At 69.8% G+C, this 14946-nt stretch carries 11 protein-coding genes and 1 riboswitch; of the genes, 7 read left to right on the top strand and 4 right to left on the bottom strand.

Annotated features, from left to right (window positions below; all coding sequences use genetic code 11):
* Positions 1–226: 226 nt before the first annotated feature.
* From ACFWY6_RS11485 to ACFWY6_RS11460, 6 genes are all read left to right on the top strand, one after another.
* A complete protein-coding gene (locus ACFWY6_RS11485; protein ID WP_384687970.1) occupies positions 227–1570 on the top strand; it encodes an HD-GYP domain-containing protein in 1344 nt (447 codons plus the stop codon).
* Between the two features lie 47 nt (positions 1571–1617).
* Positions 1618–2823 (top strand): HD-GYP domain-containing protein, encoded by a 1206-nt coding sequence (locus tag ACFWY6_RS11480; protein ID WP_384687969.1) that lies wholly within the window; start codon positions 1618–1620, stop codon positions 2821–2823.
* A gap of 170 nt (positions 2824–2993) precedes the next feature.
* On the top strand, positions 2994–3974 hold the full coding sequence (locus ACFWY6_RS11475) for a hypothetical protein (protein WP_266870642.1): 981 nt from the start codon (positions 2994–2996) through the stop codon (positions 3972–3974).
* 64 nt (positions 3975–4038) lie between these two features.
* Entirely contained in the window at positions 4039–4689 is a 651-nt protein-coding gene (def, locus tag ACFWY6_RS11470; protein WP_266870643.1) for a peptide deformylase, read from the top strand.
* 302 nt (positions 4690–4991) lie between these two features.
* Entirely contained in the window at positions 4992–6131 is a 1140-nt protein-coding gene (cyc1, locus tag ACFWY6_RS11465) for an epi-isozizaene synthase (protein WP_384687982.1), read from the top strand.
* Positions 6128–7489, top strand: coding sequence for a cytochrome P450 (locus ACFWY6_RS11460; protein WP_384687968.1), 1362 nt, complete (start codon positions 6128–6130; stop codon positions 7487–7489). The genes cyc1 and ACFWY6_RS11460 overlap by 4 nt, the downstream gene beginning before the upstream one ends.
* Here ACFWY6_RS11460 and ACFWY6_RS11455 read toward each other — a convergent pair.
* The 3 genes from ACFWY6_RS11455 to ACFWY6_RS11445 form a co-directional block, all read right to left on the bottom strand.
* Complete coding sequence (locus ACFWY6_RS11455; protein WP_384687967.1) at positions 7443–8459, bottom strand: helix-turn-helix domain-containing protein; 1017 nt, start codon at positions 8457–8459, stop codon at positions 7443–7445. The two genes, ACFWY6_RS11460 and ACFWY6_RS11455, sit on opposite strands and share 47 nt — an antisense overlap.
* A gap of 242 nt (positions 8460–8701) precedes the next feature.
* Positions 8702–9724 carry a ribonucleotide-diphosphate reductase subunit beta gene (locus tag ACFWY6_RS11450; RefSeq protein ID WP_384687966.1) on the bottom strand — a complete coding sequence of 341 codons (1023 nt, stop codon included), beginning with the start codon at positions 9722–9724 and terminating at the stop codon, positions 8702–8704.
* Positions 9724–12123: a ribonucleoside-diphosphate reductase subunit alpha gene (locus tag ACFWY6_RS11445; protein ID WP_384687965.1), complete on the bottom strand. Its 2400-nt coding sequence runs from the start codon at positions 12121–12123 to the stop codon at positions 9724–9726. The genes ACFWY6_RS11450 and ACFWY6_RS11445 overlap by 1 nt, the downstream gene beginning before the upstream one ends.
* A 157-nt stretch (positions 12124–12280) precedes the next feature.
* A riboswitch (cobalamin riboswitch) is annotated at positions 12281–12358 on the bottom strand.
* A 125-nt stretch (positions 12359–12483) separates the two neighbouring features.
* On the opposite strand from ACFWY6_RS11445, the gene ACFWY6_RS11440 reads away from it, so the two are divergent.
* Positions 12484–13215 (top strand): hypothetical protein, encoded by a 732-nt coding sequence (locus tag ACFWY6_RS11440; protein WP_384687964.1) that lies wholly within the window; start codon positions 12484–12486, stop codon positions 13213–13215.
* An 83-nt stretch (positions 13216–13298) separates the two neighbouring features.
* Here ACFWY6_RS11440 and mctP read toward each other — a convergent pair whose 3' ends face one another.
* Complete coding sequence (mctP, locus tag ACFWY6_RS11435; RefSeq protein ID WP_384687963.1) at positions 13299–14933, bottom strand: monocarboxylate uptake permease MctP; 1635 nt, start codon at positions 14931–14933, stop codon at positions 13299–13301.
* Between the last annotated feature and the right edge of the window lie 13 nt (positions 14934–14946).

The raw sequence follows: 14946 nt of genomic DNA, 5'->3' as shown, positions 1-14946 counted from the left end.
TGCGCGCTCGATGGGGCGCGCGCCGCCGCTCGCCCGTGTGGGGCGGGGGCCCCGGCCCGTCCGCCACCCCCCCCCGCCCCCGCCTTCTTTCTGTCCACTGTCACTCGTACGTGCCAATTTCCGCACGCGGGGCTCGAAGTGGGGGGTAGCCGTTCTACTCTCCGGACCGCGGAAGCCGGTCATTCGGAACTCGGCCCTGGGGGATCACGGGGGAGGAGACAGTGCCATGCGGTCCATCGCTCCGTGGGCCCGCGCCTACATCCTGTGCGTCGCCCTGGGCGCCGCGGCCTGTGCAGCGCCCGCGCTGAGCGCGCGCACGCCGTGGGCCGCCGTCGGGCTGCTCGCCGTGCTCTACGCCGGGTGCGAGCAGGTCTCGCGGTGCCGGGTCATCGGGCGCCGCGCGCCCAGCGGCCTCGGCACGTTCTTCCCGGTACTGCTCGCCGCCGTGTTCCTGCTGCCGCCCGCCGGCGCGGCGCTCGTCGCGGTGCCGGGAGCGCTGCTCGCCCGCGTGGAGCGACGCCCCCGGTGGGTGCGCAGAATCTGGCGCGCCGCTCAACTCGCCCTGGCCGCCTGGGCGTCGGCCCGGATGTACGCGGCGTGCGGCGGGCCCGACACGGTGGCCGCGGCCGATTTTCCGTACGCGCTCGCGCCCGCGGCGGCCGCCGTCCTCGCCTTCTCCGGCGTACTGACCGTCCTGGACGGCGGCATCCTGGCGACGGCGGAACGGGTGCCGGTGCGGGCCGCGTGGCGGGGGCTCTTCCTGCGGTCGTTCGCGCCCGTCGCGGTGCACGGGCTCGCCGGGCTGATGATGGCCGTGCTGTGGCGCAGCCCCTACGGGCCCCTCGCCGCGCTCCTTGTGCTGCTTCCGATGGGCGTCTCCTGCTGGGTGTTCGCGCAGTACCACCGCGAGCGGGCCGCCCACCAGGCCACGATCCGGGCGCTCGTGCAGGCCGTCGACATCAAGGACCGGTACACCCGCGGGCACAGCGAGCGGGTGGGGCGGGCCTCCGTGATGATCGCCCGCGAGCTCGGCATGACGGACGAGCGGGTGGAGAGCCTGCGGTTCGCCGGGATCCTGCACGACGTCGGCAAACTCGGTGTGCCGACGCGGCTGTTGCGCAAGGACGGGCCGCTGACTCCTGAGGAGCGGCGGGTCATCGAGCTGCATCCCGAGTACGGACACGAGATGGTGCGCGGGATCGGGTTCCTCGGGGAGGCGCGGGCGGCGATCCTGCATCACCACGAGCGGATCGACGGGAGCGGGTATCCCTACGGGCTCGTGGGGCGGCAGATTCCGGAGTTTGCGCGGGTGGTGGCTGTTGCGGACGCGTTTGACGCCATGACGTCCACCAGGTCCTACCGGCGGGGGCGGCCTGTCGATGCCGCCCTCGCCGAGTTGTCCCGGTGCGCGGGGGTGCAGTTCGATCCCGTGATGGTTTCCGCGTTGCGGCGGGCGCTGGAGCGGTATGGGTGGAACCCGGAGGTGACTGCTGATGTCGCCGGGGGTGTGCCGTCGCCTCGGCGGGGGGCTTCCGGTGTTTCCGCGGCACCGGGTTCGGCAGCGCGGTGAGCGGCGCTTTGGCGGAGCCCGGCAGTGGGGGCACAACCGGGACGACCGTGGTCGTTTATGGCGCCGCCGGCATCCTCACCCTCATCGCGCTCGCCCTCACCCTCTGGCACGGCGTCACCGAAGGCGGCGTCGCGCTTGCCTTCGGAGGGGTTGTCGCTGTGGGGGAGCTTGCCCGGTGGGGAGCCGGGGGGAGCGATCGGGAGCCCGCGCCGCTCGGGGCCGCGGGGGCTCTTGCGTACGCGCTGCTCGGGGAGATCGGCGGGCGGGCCACGCATCACGGCGTGCTGCAGGTGATCGCCGTCGTGGTCGCCGCCGCGCTCGTCGGCGCCGTACCGCATGTGGCGCTCGGCAAGGGGCCCGCCCTTGACCACGTGGCCCGACGGGTGCTGACCGTCGGGTTCGCGGCGGTGTGCTTCCAGCCGCTGTACAACTCGGGGAAGTTGGAGGAGTGGGTGGGCAAGGGGCCCGCCTTCGCCGCGTTCATCGTCGCGCTGCTCGCCCTGACCGCCCTCTGCGACGCCGTGCTCGCCGCGGCCATGGCGCACGCCCGCACGGGGTGGCCGTTCGGGCCGATCCTGCGGGATGAGCTGCGGGCCATGCTCGGCATCGGGTCCGCGGTGTGCGCGACGGGAGCCGTCATGGCGCTCGCGGTCGCCGTCGCGGGGCTCTGGGCGCTCCCCGTGTTCAGCCTTCCGCTGCTGCTCACCCAGCTGTCCTTCCGCCGGTACGCCGCCGTGCGGACCACATATCGGCAGACCATCGCCTCGCTGGCCCGCGCCACCGAGATCGCCGGGTACACCCCGCCGGGCCACGCACGCCGTGTCGCCGCGCTCAGCAGGGCCGTGGGGCGCGAGCTGGGGCTCCTGGAGTCGGACCTCGCCGTCCTGGAGCACGCGGCGCTGATGCACGACATCGGGCAGCTCTCCCTGCTCGACCCGGTGCCCGCGGGCGCGACGGCCGCCCTGCCGGAGGCGGAGCAGCGGCGCATCGCCCTGCTCGGGGGTGCCGTGGTGCGGCAGACGGGGGTGGACGGGGACGTCGCCGTGGTCGTGGAGCGGCAGGCGGATCCGTACCGCGACCAGCCGCTCACCGCCCGTATCGTGCGGACGGCGAACGCATACGACGAGATGGCGCGGGGAGAAGGGCCGGGAGGCCCGCTCAACGCCCTGGAACGGCTGCGCCTCGCCACCGGCCACGACTATCAGCCGGAGGTCGTGGAAGCCCTGGCCAGGGTGCTCGCGAGGGGGAAATAGCCGTGTCCCACAGGGGCCCGGGGCGGGCGGGCGTGACCGCGTGCCCGCTGGGTAACCCATGGGTAATGAGCGCCCGTCCGACCGTACGTGGTTGGATGCGAAGAGGCCCTCGAACACAGCAGGATCACACAGCAGGAACCCTGGAACTCAGTAACCGGCAGGCGGGAATCGTGAGGATCTTCGGCAAGGGACGGCACCGGCCCTCCGCCTCATGGCGGCAGGCCACCGACCGCGCCTTCACGCTGATCGGCGACGGGCGGTACGAGGACGCGGGCGCGCTCCTTACCCGCGCGGCGGATCTGGAGCCCTGGCTCTCGGAGTCCTGGTTCAATCTCGCGCTGCTCCACAAGTTCCGGCACGACTGGGAGCAGGCGCGGGCCGCCGGCCTGCGGGCCGTCGCACTGCTCGACCGGTCCGCCGGCGCCCCCGACTGGTGGAACGTGGGGATCGCCGCCACCGCCCTGCAGGACTGGCCCCTTGCCCGCCGCGCCTGGCAGGCGTACGGGCTGCGGGTGCCCGGCGGGGTCGCCGCCTCCGGAGAGCCCACCGGCATGGACCTGGGCAGCGCCGCGGTGCGCCTTTCGCCCGAGGGCGAGGCCGAGGTGGTGTGGGGGCGCAGGCTCGACCCCGCGCGGATAGAGGTGCTCTCCATTCCGCTGCCGTCCTCCGGGCGCCGCTGGGGCGAGGTCGTGCTGCACGACGGAGTGCCGCACGGCGAGCGCTCGACGGCGGCCGGGCACTCCTACCCGGTCTTCGACGAGATCGAGCTGTGGGCGCCCTCGCCGGTTCCCACCTGGGTGGTTCTCCTGGAGGCCGGCACCGAGGACGACCGGGACGCCCTGGAGAAGCTCGCCGCCGACGCGGGCTTCGCCGCCGAGGACTGGTCCTCGTCCGTGCGGCTGCTCTGCCGGATGTGCTCCGAGAGCCGGATGCCGAGCGACGAGGGCGACGGCGAGCACCTGGACCCGCACGACCACAGCGAGCCGGGCCATCCCGGGCCGCTCGGCCACCGCAGCCCCGGCGCCCTGTGGGTGCCCGAGCGGGAGTGCGGCATCGCGGCGCCCGCCGCCCTGGTGCGCGGGCTGCTCGACGGCTGGGTCGCGGACAGCCCGGACTCCCGTGACTGGCGGGATCTGGAAGAGGTCTGCTGACCGGTGCCCGTAGGCTGTACGGGCACCATCTCTTGTGGGATCCCAGGAAGGCGTACGTCGGACAATGGCGCAGGACACTGAGCAGCAGGCCTCGGGCGGGGTGCTTCCCGTCGGCGACGAGGGCTTCGTCATCGACACGGAGGACTGCGAGGAGCGGGAGACGGCCTACCGCGAGCGGGGCACGGCACGGCCCATCACGGTCGTCGGCAACCCTGTGCTGCACAAGGAGTGCAAGGACGTCACCGCCTTCGACGACGAGCTGGCCAAGCTCGTCGACGACATGTTCGCCAGCCAGCGGACCGCCGAGGGCGTGGGCCTGGCCGCCAACCAGATCGGCGTCGACCTGAAGGTCTTCGTCTACGACTGCATGGACGACGAGGGCACGCGGCACGTCGGTGTCGTCTGCAACCCGGTCCTGCAGGAGCTGCCCGCCGACCGCCGTCAGCTCGACGAGTCGAACGAGGGCTGCCTCTCCGTCCCCACCGCGTACGCGGAGCTGGCCCGCCCCGACTACGCCGAGGTGACCGGGCAGGACGAGAAGGGCAACCCGATCAAGGTGCGCGGCACGGGCTACTTCTCGCGCTGCCTGCAGCACGAGACGGACCACTTGTACGGCTACCTCTACATCGACCGCCTCTCCAAGCGGGACCGCAAGGACGCGCTGCGGCAGATGGAAGAGGGCACTCCGCGCTACCCCGTGGTGGCCAATGACTGACGCGCGCGACGTCTGAGAGGCGTGGGAACCGCGTGACACGAGCGGCCCCTGGTCGGGAACTCCCTCCCGCCCTGGGGCCGTTCGCATGAGCCGTTCGCATGTGCGAGCAAATCCGGCTGCCCGTGATCCATATTCAGTCACATAAGGGGATTCTCTCGGCACTGGGGGGTAGTGAATGGCGCAAATCTGTTCCCTGAACGGTCAGTTGTGGTGCTGAATGGAAAGCGCGGGGATACGCAACGGCGCGCGCCCGGTACGGCGGGAGGGGCGTGCGTCACCAGGCGGCTGAGAGGGGTTTGTTCGTGCGTGCATATTCCGGAAGCACTTCACAGAAACAGCCGTGCACGAGGCCACACACGCAGACGGTATCGGTACCACAGGCGCTGGCCGTTCCGGTGATCGAAGCAGCGTTTCCTCGCCGTCTGCACCCGTATTGGCCACAGCTTCAGGAGAAGTCCAGGACCTGGCTGCTCGAAATGCGGCTCATGCCCCCGGACAAGGTCGAGCGGTACGCGGACAGCCTCTGCTACACCGATCTGGTGGCGGGCTACTACATTGGCGCGCCCGACGAGTTGCTCACCGCGATAGCGGACCTCAGCAGCTGGTTCTTCGCGTGGGACGACCGGCACGACCGGGACTCGGTGCACGGCAGGGCGGCCCAGTGGCGGCGGCTGTGCCGGGGCCTGCACGGCGCTCTCAACGACCCGGAGGAGTATCTGCACCACAGGGATCCGTTGGTCTGCGGCTTCGCGGACTGCGTGCTGCGGCTGTACGCGTTCCTGGGCCCCAGCTGGAACGCGCGCTTCGCCAGGCACTTCCACCCCGTGATCGAGGCGTACGACCAGGAGTTCAGGAACCGGCGCTGCGGGACGGTGCCGCCCGTCGAGGCGTACATTGAACTGCGCCGGCTGACGTTCGCGCACTGGGCGTGGATCGACCTCCTGGAGCCCACCGCGCGGTACGAACTGCCGCGGGCGATAAGGAAACATCCCGCATACCGGCGGGCGGCGCTTGCGACCCAGGATTTCTCCGCCTGGTACAACGACCTGTGCTCGCTCCCCAAAGAACTCGCGGGAGATGAACTGCACAATCTCGGGATCAGCCTCATACAGCACGAGGGATTAACGCTCGAAGAGGCGGTGAGGGAAGTCCACAGGCGCGTCAGTCAGTGCGTCGCGGATTTCCTCGTGGCCGAGGAGGAAGTCCTGCTGCTCGCCGATAAGTTGGCGGACGGATCCGAAAAGGGCCGAGAGCTCGCGGAAGCCCTTGAATCATGCGTCTTCAATATGCGGAACTGGTTCTCTTCCGTCTATTGGTTCCACCATGAATCCGGCCGCTATCGCGTGGACAGCTGGGACGACAGGTCCATGCCTCCCTACGTCACGGAAAACCATCTGGTGGAAAAGCCCATGGCCGAAAACGAACTGGTAGGTGAGGAATGAGCGTCGAATCCACGATACCCGCGCCCGCCGCGTCAGGATCGGAGCCGCCGCTCGTCAGCGGCGGCGCACCACTCATCGGTCACGCCTGGCACCTGATGCGCGACCCGCTCGGCTTCCTGGCCGCGCTGCGGGACCATGGTGATCTCGTACGCATCAGGCTGGGACCCAAGACGGCGTACGCGGTCTGCGATCCGGAGCTGGTCGGGCAGATGCTCAAGAGTCCGGAGTACATCGTCGGTGGACCGCTCTGGGACACCCTCGAAGTGCTCCTCGGCAAGGGCGTTGCGACCAGCAACGGCAAGCTGCACCGGCGTCAACGGCGCATGATGCAGCCCGCGTTCAGGCCCGAGCGGATCGCCGGCTACGCCAAGGTGATGGAGGAGGAGGCGCGCGCCACGGCGGCGCGCTGGGACCACGGCCGCACGGTCGACATCAGCGCGGAGATGTTCCGCACCGCCGTGCGCATCGTCTCCCGCTCGCTCCTGGAGGTCGACTCGATCGGCGAGAAGGCGGACCGCATCGCCGATTCGCTGCACACCGTCTTCGAGGGGCTCTACCGGCGGATGATCCTCTCGGTCGGGCCGCTGTACCGCGTGCCGACCCAGGGCAACCGCCGCTTCCAGAACGCGCTCGACGACCTGCACGCGCTGGTCGACGAGATCATCGCCGAACGGCGGGCGAATGATTCGGGCCAGCAGGACCTGCTGGCCGAAATGCTTCGGGCGCACGATGAAACGGGTCAGCCGCTCAGCGACCAGGAGGTCCACGACCATGTGGTCTCGCTTGTCGTCGCGGGGGCCGAGAATGTCGCGTCGACCCTGGCGTGGACGTTCCATCTGCTCACCGAACACCCGGAGCAGGAAAGGCGGTTGGTTGAAGAGGTAAATTCCGTCGCGCCGGGCCGGGAGATCACATTCGCGGACCTCAAGAACCTGCCGCACACCCGAAATGTCGTCACCGAGGCCATGCGTATACGACCTGCCGCTTGGATATTCACGCGCAGGTCCGTAGCCGAAACGAACCTCGGCGGCTACCGCATTCCGGCCGACGCCGACATCGTGTACAGCGTGTACGCGATGCAGCGCGATCCGCGTTCCTTCGAGCGGCATCTGGAGTTCGACCCGGACCGCTGGAATCCGGAACGCGCAGGTGACGTACCGGAGTTCGCGATGATGCCGTTCAGCGTCGGTAACCGAAAGTGCCCGGGTGACCACTTCTCGTTGGCCGAACTCGCCATCATCCTGGCGACGGTGGCCCCGAGGTGGCACCTCTCGCCCGTCCCGGAGACCGACACCGGCACCAAGATCGGCATCACGCTGCATCCGAAGCGTCTGGTCCTTCGCGCCGAGCGGCGCTGACCGCCGGTCCGCGGAAGGTGCGGCGGTAGGCGTTCGGCGTGGTGCCGAGCGCCCGCAGGAACTGGTGGCGCATCGCCGCGGCGTTGCCGAAACCGGCGCGCCCGGCGATCGCGTCCACCGTCTCGTCCGAACCCTCCAGCAACTCCTGGGCAAGGAGCACCCGTTGGCGAAGCAGCCAGCGGTAGGGCGTGGTGCCCGTCTCCTGCTGGAAGCGGCGCGCGAAGGTGCGCGGCGACATATGGGCGCGCTCGGCGAGCCGCTCGACCGTGATCTCCGTGTCGAGGTGGCGCTCCATCCAGGCGAGCACCCCGCCGACGGTGTCGCACGCCGTGCGCGGCAGCGGCCGGGCCACGAACTGCGCCTGGCCGCCGTCGCGATGGGGCGGTACGACCATGCGCCGGGCGATGGCGTTGGCGACCTCGGTGCCGTGTGCCTGGCGCACGATGTGCAGGCAGGCGTCGATCCCGGCGGCGGTCCCCGCCGATGTGACGACGGAACCCTCGTCCACGTAGAGCACATCGGGCTCGACGTGCGCCCGCGGATAGCGCACCGCCAGCTCCGTGGAGTGCTGCCAGTGCACGGCGCAGCGCCGCCCGTCGAGCAGTCCCGCGGCGCCGAGCACGAAGACGCCGGAGCAGACGGACAGGACGCGGGCGCCGCGGTCCACCGCGCGGCGCAGCGCGGCGAGCAGCTCCTCGGGATAGTCGCGGCCCACGAACGACTGACCTGCCGGAACGGCGATGAGGTCGGCCTCCTCCAGGCGGTCGAGGCCGTACGGCGTGGTGATCGAGAATCCCGCGTGGTTGCTCAGCACCCCGCTCTCCGCGGCGACCACCGCGAAGTCGTACACGGGAAGGCCCTCGTCGCTCCGGTCGAGGCCGAACACCTCGCAGACGACGCCGAGTTCAAAGGGGTTGACGCCGTCGAGCAGCACGACGGCCACGTTTTTCAGTGTCGCAGCCTTCAGCATGTACGCAGTGTGCCGCGGCCTTGGCAGGAAGTCGATGGGGTGTGGCAGTCCTGCCACTCACGTCTGAGTCCGGCTCGGACGACAGTGAGGACATGAACACATTCCTCGGATACGTGACCGTCCTGACCGTCTTCCTCCTGCTGGCCGCACCCGCGCTTGTCGGGTACGTCCGCGACCGCAGGATCGACCGCGAACTGCGTGAAGCCCCCCGCGCTCCACGCAGCCCGCGGCAGTCTGATGTCCTAGAACTCGTCGTCGAAGGAGACCGAACCCTCGACGGCGACCTGGTAGGCCGAAGGGCGCCGCTCGAAGAAGTTGGTCAGCTCCTGGACACCCTGAAGTTCCATGAACGAGAACGGGTTTGACGAACCGTAGACCGGCGCGAAGCCGAGCCGTTGCAGCCGCTGGTCGGCGACGCACTGCAGGTACTCGCGCATCGAGTCGGTGTTCATGCCCGGCAGGCCGTCACCGCACAGGTCGCGCGCGAACTGCAGCTCGGCCTCGACGGCCTCCTTGAGCATGTCCGTGACCTGCGTCTGCAGCGCGTCGTCGAAGAGCTCCGGCTCCTCCTTGCGGACGGTGTCGACGACGTCGAAGGCGAAGCTCATGTGCATCGTCTCGTCGCGGAACACCCAGTTGGTGCCGGTCGCCAGGCCGTGCAGCAGACCCCGCGAGCGGAACCAGTAGACGTACGCGAAGGCACCGTAGAAGAAGAGGCCCTCGATGCACGCGGCGAAGCAGATCAGGTTCAGCAGGAAGCGACGCCGGTCGGCCTTGCTCTCCAGGCGGTCCATCTTCTCGACGGAGTCCATCCACTTGAAGCAGAACTCGGCCTTCTCGCGGATGGAGGGGATCTCCTCGACGGCGTCGAACGCGGCGGCGCGGTCGTCCGGGTCGGGCAGATAGGTGTCGAGCAGCGTCAGATAGAACTGGACGTGCACGGCCTCCTCGAAGAGCTGACGGCTCAAGTACAGCCGCGCCTCGGGGGAGTTGATGTGCTTGTAGAGCGTGAGCACCAGGTTGTTGGAGACGATCGAGTCGCCCGTCGCGAAGAACGCGACAAGGCGGCCGATCATGTGCTGCTCGCCCGGCGAGAGCTTGGCGAGGTCGGCGACGTCCGAGTGGAGGTCGACCTCCTCGACGGTCCAGGTGTTCTTGATCGCGTCCCGGTAGCGCTCGTAGAAGTCCGGGTAGCGCATGGGACGCAGGGTCAGCTCGAAGCCCGGGTCGAGGAGGTTCTTCTCGGCGTTGGTCGTGGAGCTCATTACTGGCAGGCCTCGCAGGACTCGGGGTTTTCCAGGGAGCAGGCGACGGCGTCGGGGTCGGTCACCTGCTGGGGAACGGTGGCGGTGGCGGTGGCGTTCTGGCCGCCGGCCGCGCGGGCGATGCGCGTGGCGGGGCGCGAGCGCAGGTAGTACGTCGTCTTCAGCCCCGACTGCCAGGCGTACGCGTACATCGAGGAGAGCTTGCCGATGGTCGGCGTCTCCAGGAACAGGTTCAGGGACTGCGCCTGGTCGAGGAACGGCGTACGCGCGGCGGCCATGTCGATCAGGCCGCGCTGCGGGATCTCCCACGCCGTGCGGTACAGCGCGCGGACGTCGGCCGGGATCCAACTGAAGCCCTGCACCGAGCCGTTGGCCTCGCGCAGCGCCTCACGGGTCTGTGCGTCCCACACGCCGAGCCGCTTCAGCTCCTCCACCAGGTAGGCGTTGACCTGGAGGAACTCGCCGGACAGCGTCTCGCGCTTGAAGAGGTTGGAGACCTGCGGCTCGATGCACTCGTAGACGCCCGCGATCGACGCGATGGTGGCGGTCGGCGCGATGGCCAGCAGCAGCGAGTTGCGCATGCCGGTCGCGGCGATACGTTCCCGCAGTGCCGCCCAGCGCTCCGGCCAGGTCAGCTCGACGCCGTAGTGGTCGGGGTGCAGCACGCCGCGCGCGGTGCGGGTCTTCTCCCAGGCGGGGAGCGGGCCGTTGCGCTCGGCGAGGTCGGCGGACGCCTCGTACGCGGCGAGCATGATCCGCTCGGCGATGCGCGTCGAAAGGGCGCGCGCCTCGGGGGAGTCGAAGGGCAGCTTCAGCTGGAAGAAGACGTCCTGCAGACCCATCGCGCCGAGGCCCACGGGCCGCCACTTGGCGTTCGAGCGCCCGGCCTGCTCGGTCGGGTAGAAGTTGATGTCGACGACACGGTCGAGGAAGGTGACGGCCGTGCGGACGGTCTCGTCGAGCCGCTCCCAGTCGATGTCGTCGCCGGAAGGCAGGACGAAGGCGCCGAGGTTCACCGAGCCGAGGTTGCAGACGGCCGTCTCGCCGTCGTCCGTCACCTCCAGGATCTCCGTGCACAGGTTGGAGGAGTGGACGGTGTGGCCGAGCTCCGCCGTCTGGTTGGCGGTGCGGTTGGCGGCGTCCTTGAACGTCATCCAGCCGTTGCCGGTCTGCGCGAGGGTGCGCATCATGCGGCCGTACAGATCACGGGCCGGGATGGTCTTCTTGGCGAGCCCGGCGGCCTCGGCCTTGCGGTACGCGGCGTCGAACTCCTCGCCCCACAGGTCCACGAGCTCGGGCACGTCGGCCGGCGAGAACAGCGACCAGTCCTGGTCGGCGGCGACCCGGCGCATGAACTCGTCCGGGATCCAGTGCGCGAGGTTGAGGTTGTGCGTACGCCGCTGGTCCTCGCCCGTGTTGTCGCGCAGCTCCAGGAACTCCTCGATGTCGGAGTGCCACGTCTCCAGGTAGACCGCGGCGGCGCCCTTGCGGCGGCCGCCCTGGTTCACGGCGGCGACGGAGGCGTCCAGGGTCTTGAGGAACGGCACGATGCCGTTGGAGTGCCCGTTCGTGCCGCGGATCAGCGAACCGCGGGAGCGGATGCGGGAGTACGAGAGGCCGATGCCGCCCGCGTGCTTGGAGAGGCGCGCGACCTGGTGGTAGCGGTCGTAGATGGAGTCCAGCTCGTCCAGCGGGGAGTCGAGGAGGTAGCAGGAGGACATCTGCGGGTGGCGGGTGCCGGAGTTGAAGAGCGTCGGCGAGGACGGCAGGTAGTCCAGGCGGCTCATCAGGCGGTACAGGGCGGCGACTTCGTCCACCGAGCGCGCGCTGCCGTCCTCGGCGAGGCCGCTCGCGACGCGCAGCATGAAGTGCTGCGGGGTCTCGATGACGTGCCGGGTGATGGGGTGCCGAAGGAGATAGCGGCTGTGCAGGGTGCGCAGGCCGAAGTAGCCGAAGCGGAAGTCGGCGCCGTCGTCGAGCGCGGACTCCACGAGACCGTCAAGGCGCGCCGCGTGGTCGACGACGAACGCGGCGGTGCGGTCCGCGATCAGGCCCTCGTGGTGACCGACCGCGACCGAGTCGGAGAAGGAGCGCACGCCCTGCGACGCGGCCTCCTCACGGATGCTGATGCTCAGCAGCCTGGCCGCCAGCTTCGAGTATGCCGGGTCCTCGGAGATGAGCCCCGCGGCAGCCTCGGTGGCCAGCTCCCGCAGCTCCGCCACGTCCGCCTTGGCCGAGCGGCCGCGCAGCGCGGCGGCGGCGACTCTGCCGGGGTCGGCGTCGGGGAGGTCGGCGGTGAGGTCGGTCAGGGTACGCAGCAGCGCGGTGCCTGGGCCGTCGGCGGTCTGCTGACCGTCGGTGGTCTGCGCTGACGCAGGTTCGGCTGGCGCGATGGTCACGTGGAGCACTCCCTCGCTCGGCTCAGAGCCTTGCGGAGGGGGAGGGGACACACGGGCGCCGCCCCGGGCAGGGCTGGGCTCCGCGTCCACCAGCCCATTCCACGAGGCCCGGACGTCGTCGGCACCCGGACCGGACGGAACGGGTGCGCTGTCGACAGGTCTTCGGACTCGTGGGTACGGCAAATGCGTACTCATACACCGTTGCGGGACAGTTCCGGACTTGCACCGGATTCCCCTGCGGCGACAGCGAGCACGAGCATACATCTTGTGCTGGCTCTGAGCGGCAGCCCCACATCTTGTGTCGGCATGGGTATCCCCTAGGGTGGCGGCCGAACTGATCGTCGAACAGGGGGAGTCGCTGTGCGGGGACGGGGCGCGGGCTGTGCGGCAGTGCTGCTGATGGTGCTCACCGGGTGCGGGGACGAGGGGAGCACGGCTGAGACGAAGCCCACGCGCACCCCGAAGCCGACCACGGCGCCCGGTGCCGACGGCCACGCGGATGCCGACAAGGTCTTCACGGACGCCGAGCTGAAGGCGGCGCTGCTTCCGGCGAAGGCCATCGGCAAGAAGGCCAGGGCGAGCGAGCCCACCCTGGGGTTCTTCAACCAGCACCGCGGGGGCGGCGACTGGGGCACCTGCGAACCCGCCACCAAGCTGCTCGGGGAGCTGCGGCGCATGCAGGGTGCCAGCGCCGGGCATACGCTGCGTCCCCTCTCCGGACCCGTATCGGACGGCGACCCCTACGTCTCCGAGAGCCTGATCTCGATGCCGGCCGAGCAGGCCTCGCGCTACCTCGACCTGCGTCGGCAGCTCCACGACGGCTGCCCCGTCGTCACCGTCGACACAGAGGCGGCCCCGGTCGACGAGCACCACCAGGCCTGGAGGCTGCCGGACATGGGCGACGAGGCGGTCCTGGAGACGTTGCGGTACACGGGCGGCGACGAGTACGACGGCACTCCGCACTACACGGTCGAGATGCGGGTCGGCGGTGTGCTCGTCCTCGTGGACGGGGGTACCGACAAGGACCTGACGATCAGCTCGGCGGCCAAGGCTGCGGAACGGGTCCGCAGGGAGCTCTACAAGGCCTCGTGAGGCGGCGCCCACGACAACGGGCCGCCGGATTCCTCCGGCGGCCCGCATCACGTACGTACAAAAAGGCGTACGCACAAGAAGGCTCAGTGCCCGCCCGGCGCCCCCGCCGTGGCCTCCTCCGTCGCCTTCGGCAGGTCCCGCACGACGCCCGGGTCGCCCGCGTCCGCCGTGTAGTCCTCCGGAGAGGTCTCGTCGATGCCGTCAGGGGCCTTCATGGCGCGCAGGACGAACGTCATGACCACGGTGACCACCGCGTTCAGGACGAACGCCGTGAGGCCGATGTAGCCGATCTCGCCGATGCCGGGGATCTCGTCGGACGAGCCGCCGAAGTGCTTCTGCGTCGGAGAGGCGACGCCGTACGCGGCGGCCGTGCCGTAGATCATGCCGACCGCCCAGCCCGCGAGCAGCGCCCAGCGGTGGAACCACCGCGTGAACAGGCCGCCGACCAGCGCGGGCATGGTCTGCAGGATCCAGATGCCGCCCAGGAGCTGGAAGTTGATCGCGACGGTCTTGTCCATGGTGAGGACGAAGGCGAGCGCGCCGACCTTCACCAGGAGCGAGACGAGCTTGGAGACCTTGGTCTCCTGCGCGGGCGTCGCGTCCGGCCTGATGAAGTCCTTGTAGATGTTCCTCGTGAAGAGATTCGCGGCTGCGATCGACATGATCGCCGCCGGCACGAGCGCGCCGATGCCGATCGCGGCGAAGGCGACGCCGGTGAACCAGTCGGGGAACATGTTCTCGAACAGCTGCGGGATCGCCAGCTGGCCGTTCTCCACCTTGACCCCGGCCGCGATCGCCATGAAGCCGAGCAGCGCGAGCAGGCCCAGCATCAGCGAATAGAGCGGCAGGATCGTGGTGTTGCGGCGGATCACGTCGCGGCTCTTGGAAGAGAGCGTCGCCGTGATCGAGTGCGGGTACATGAAGAGCGCGAGCGCGGAGCCGAGGGCCAGGGTCGCGTACGTCCACTGTCCGGGCTCACCCGGCGCGAGACCGGCGACGGGCTTGCCCGCCGCCTCGTTCGTCGCCGAGAACTTGTCGCCCGCCGCCTGGAAGATCTCGTCGAAGCCGCCCAGCTTGATCGGGATGTAGATGATCGCGACGGCGATGACGAGATAGATCAGGCCGTCCTTCACGAACGCGATCAGGGCGGGGGCCCGCAGACCCGACGAGTACGTGTACGCGGCGAGCACCGCGAACGCGATGAGCAGCGGCAGGTCCTTGATGAACCAGTTGGTGTCGGGGCCGCCGCCGACGCCCATGACGTCAAGGACGGCCTGGATGCCGACCAGTTGGAGCGCGATGTACGGCATCGTGGCGAGGATGCCGGTGACCGCGACGGCAAGGGAGAGCCCCTTCGAGCCGAAGCGCCCGCGCACGAAGTCCGAGGTCGTCACGTATCCGTGCTTGTGCGACACCGACCACAGGCGCGGCAGGAAGGTGAAGATCAGCGGGTAGACGAGGATCGTGTACGGAACGGCGAAGAAGCCGGCCGCGCCCGCCGCGTAGATCGCCGCGGGGACGGCCACGAACGTGTACGCCGTGTACAGGTCGCCGCCGAGCAGGAACCACGTGACCCAGGTGCCGAACGACCGTCCGCCCAGGCCCCATTCGTCCAGGCTCTGCTCGTTCTCGGCCTTGCGCCAGCGCGCGGCCATGAAGCCCATCACGGTGACGGCGATGAAGAAGAAGATGAAGACGCCGAGAGCGACGCCGTTCACGCCACCTGTTCCA

Source organism: Streptomyces sp. NPDC059037 (assembly GCF_042740015.1).
GTDB lineage: Bacteria > Actinomycetota > Actinomycetes > Streptomycetales > Streptomycetaceae > Streptomyces.
Note: the sequence above shows the minus strand (reverse complement) of the source record. Positions and strands in the feature narration are given on the sequence as shown.

Excerpts from the sequence above, each read along its gene's own strand:
- ACFWY6_RS11485 (WP_384687970.1), top strand. The coding sequence starts at position 227 with ATGCGGTCCATCGCTCCGTGGGCCCGCGCCTACATCCTGTGCGTCGCC.
- ACFWY6_RS11450 (WP_384687966.1), bottom strand. The coding sequence starts at position 9,724 with ATGAGCTCCACGACCAACGCCGAGAAGAACCTCCTCGACCCGGGCTTC.
- def (WP_266870643.1), top strand. The coding sequence starts at position 4,039 with ATGGCGCAGGACACTGAGCAGCAGGCCTCGGGCGGGGTGCTTCCCGTC.
- ACFWY6_RS11455 (WP_384687967.1), bottom strand. The coding sequence starts at position 8,459 with ATGCTGAAGGCTGCGACACTGAAAAACGTGGCCGTCGTGCTGCTCGAC.
- ACFWY6_RS11460 (WP_384687968.1), top strand. The coding sequence starts at position 6,128 with ATGAGCGTCGAATCCACGATACCCGCGCCCGCCGCGTCAGGATCGGAG.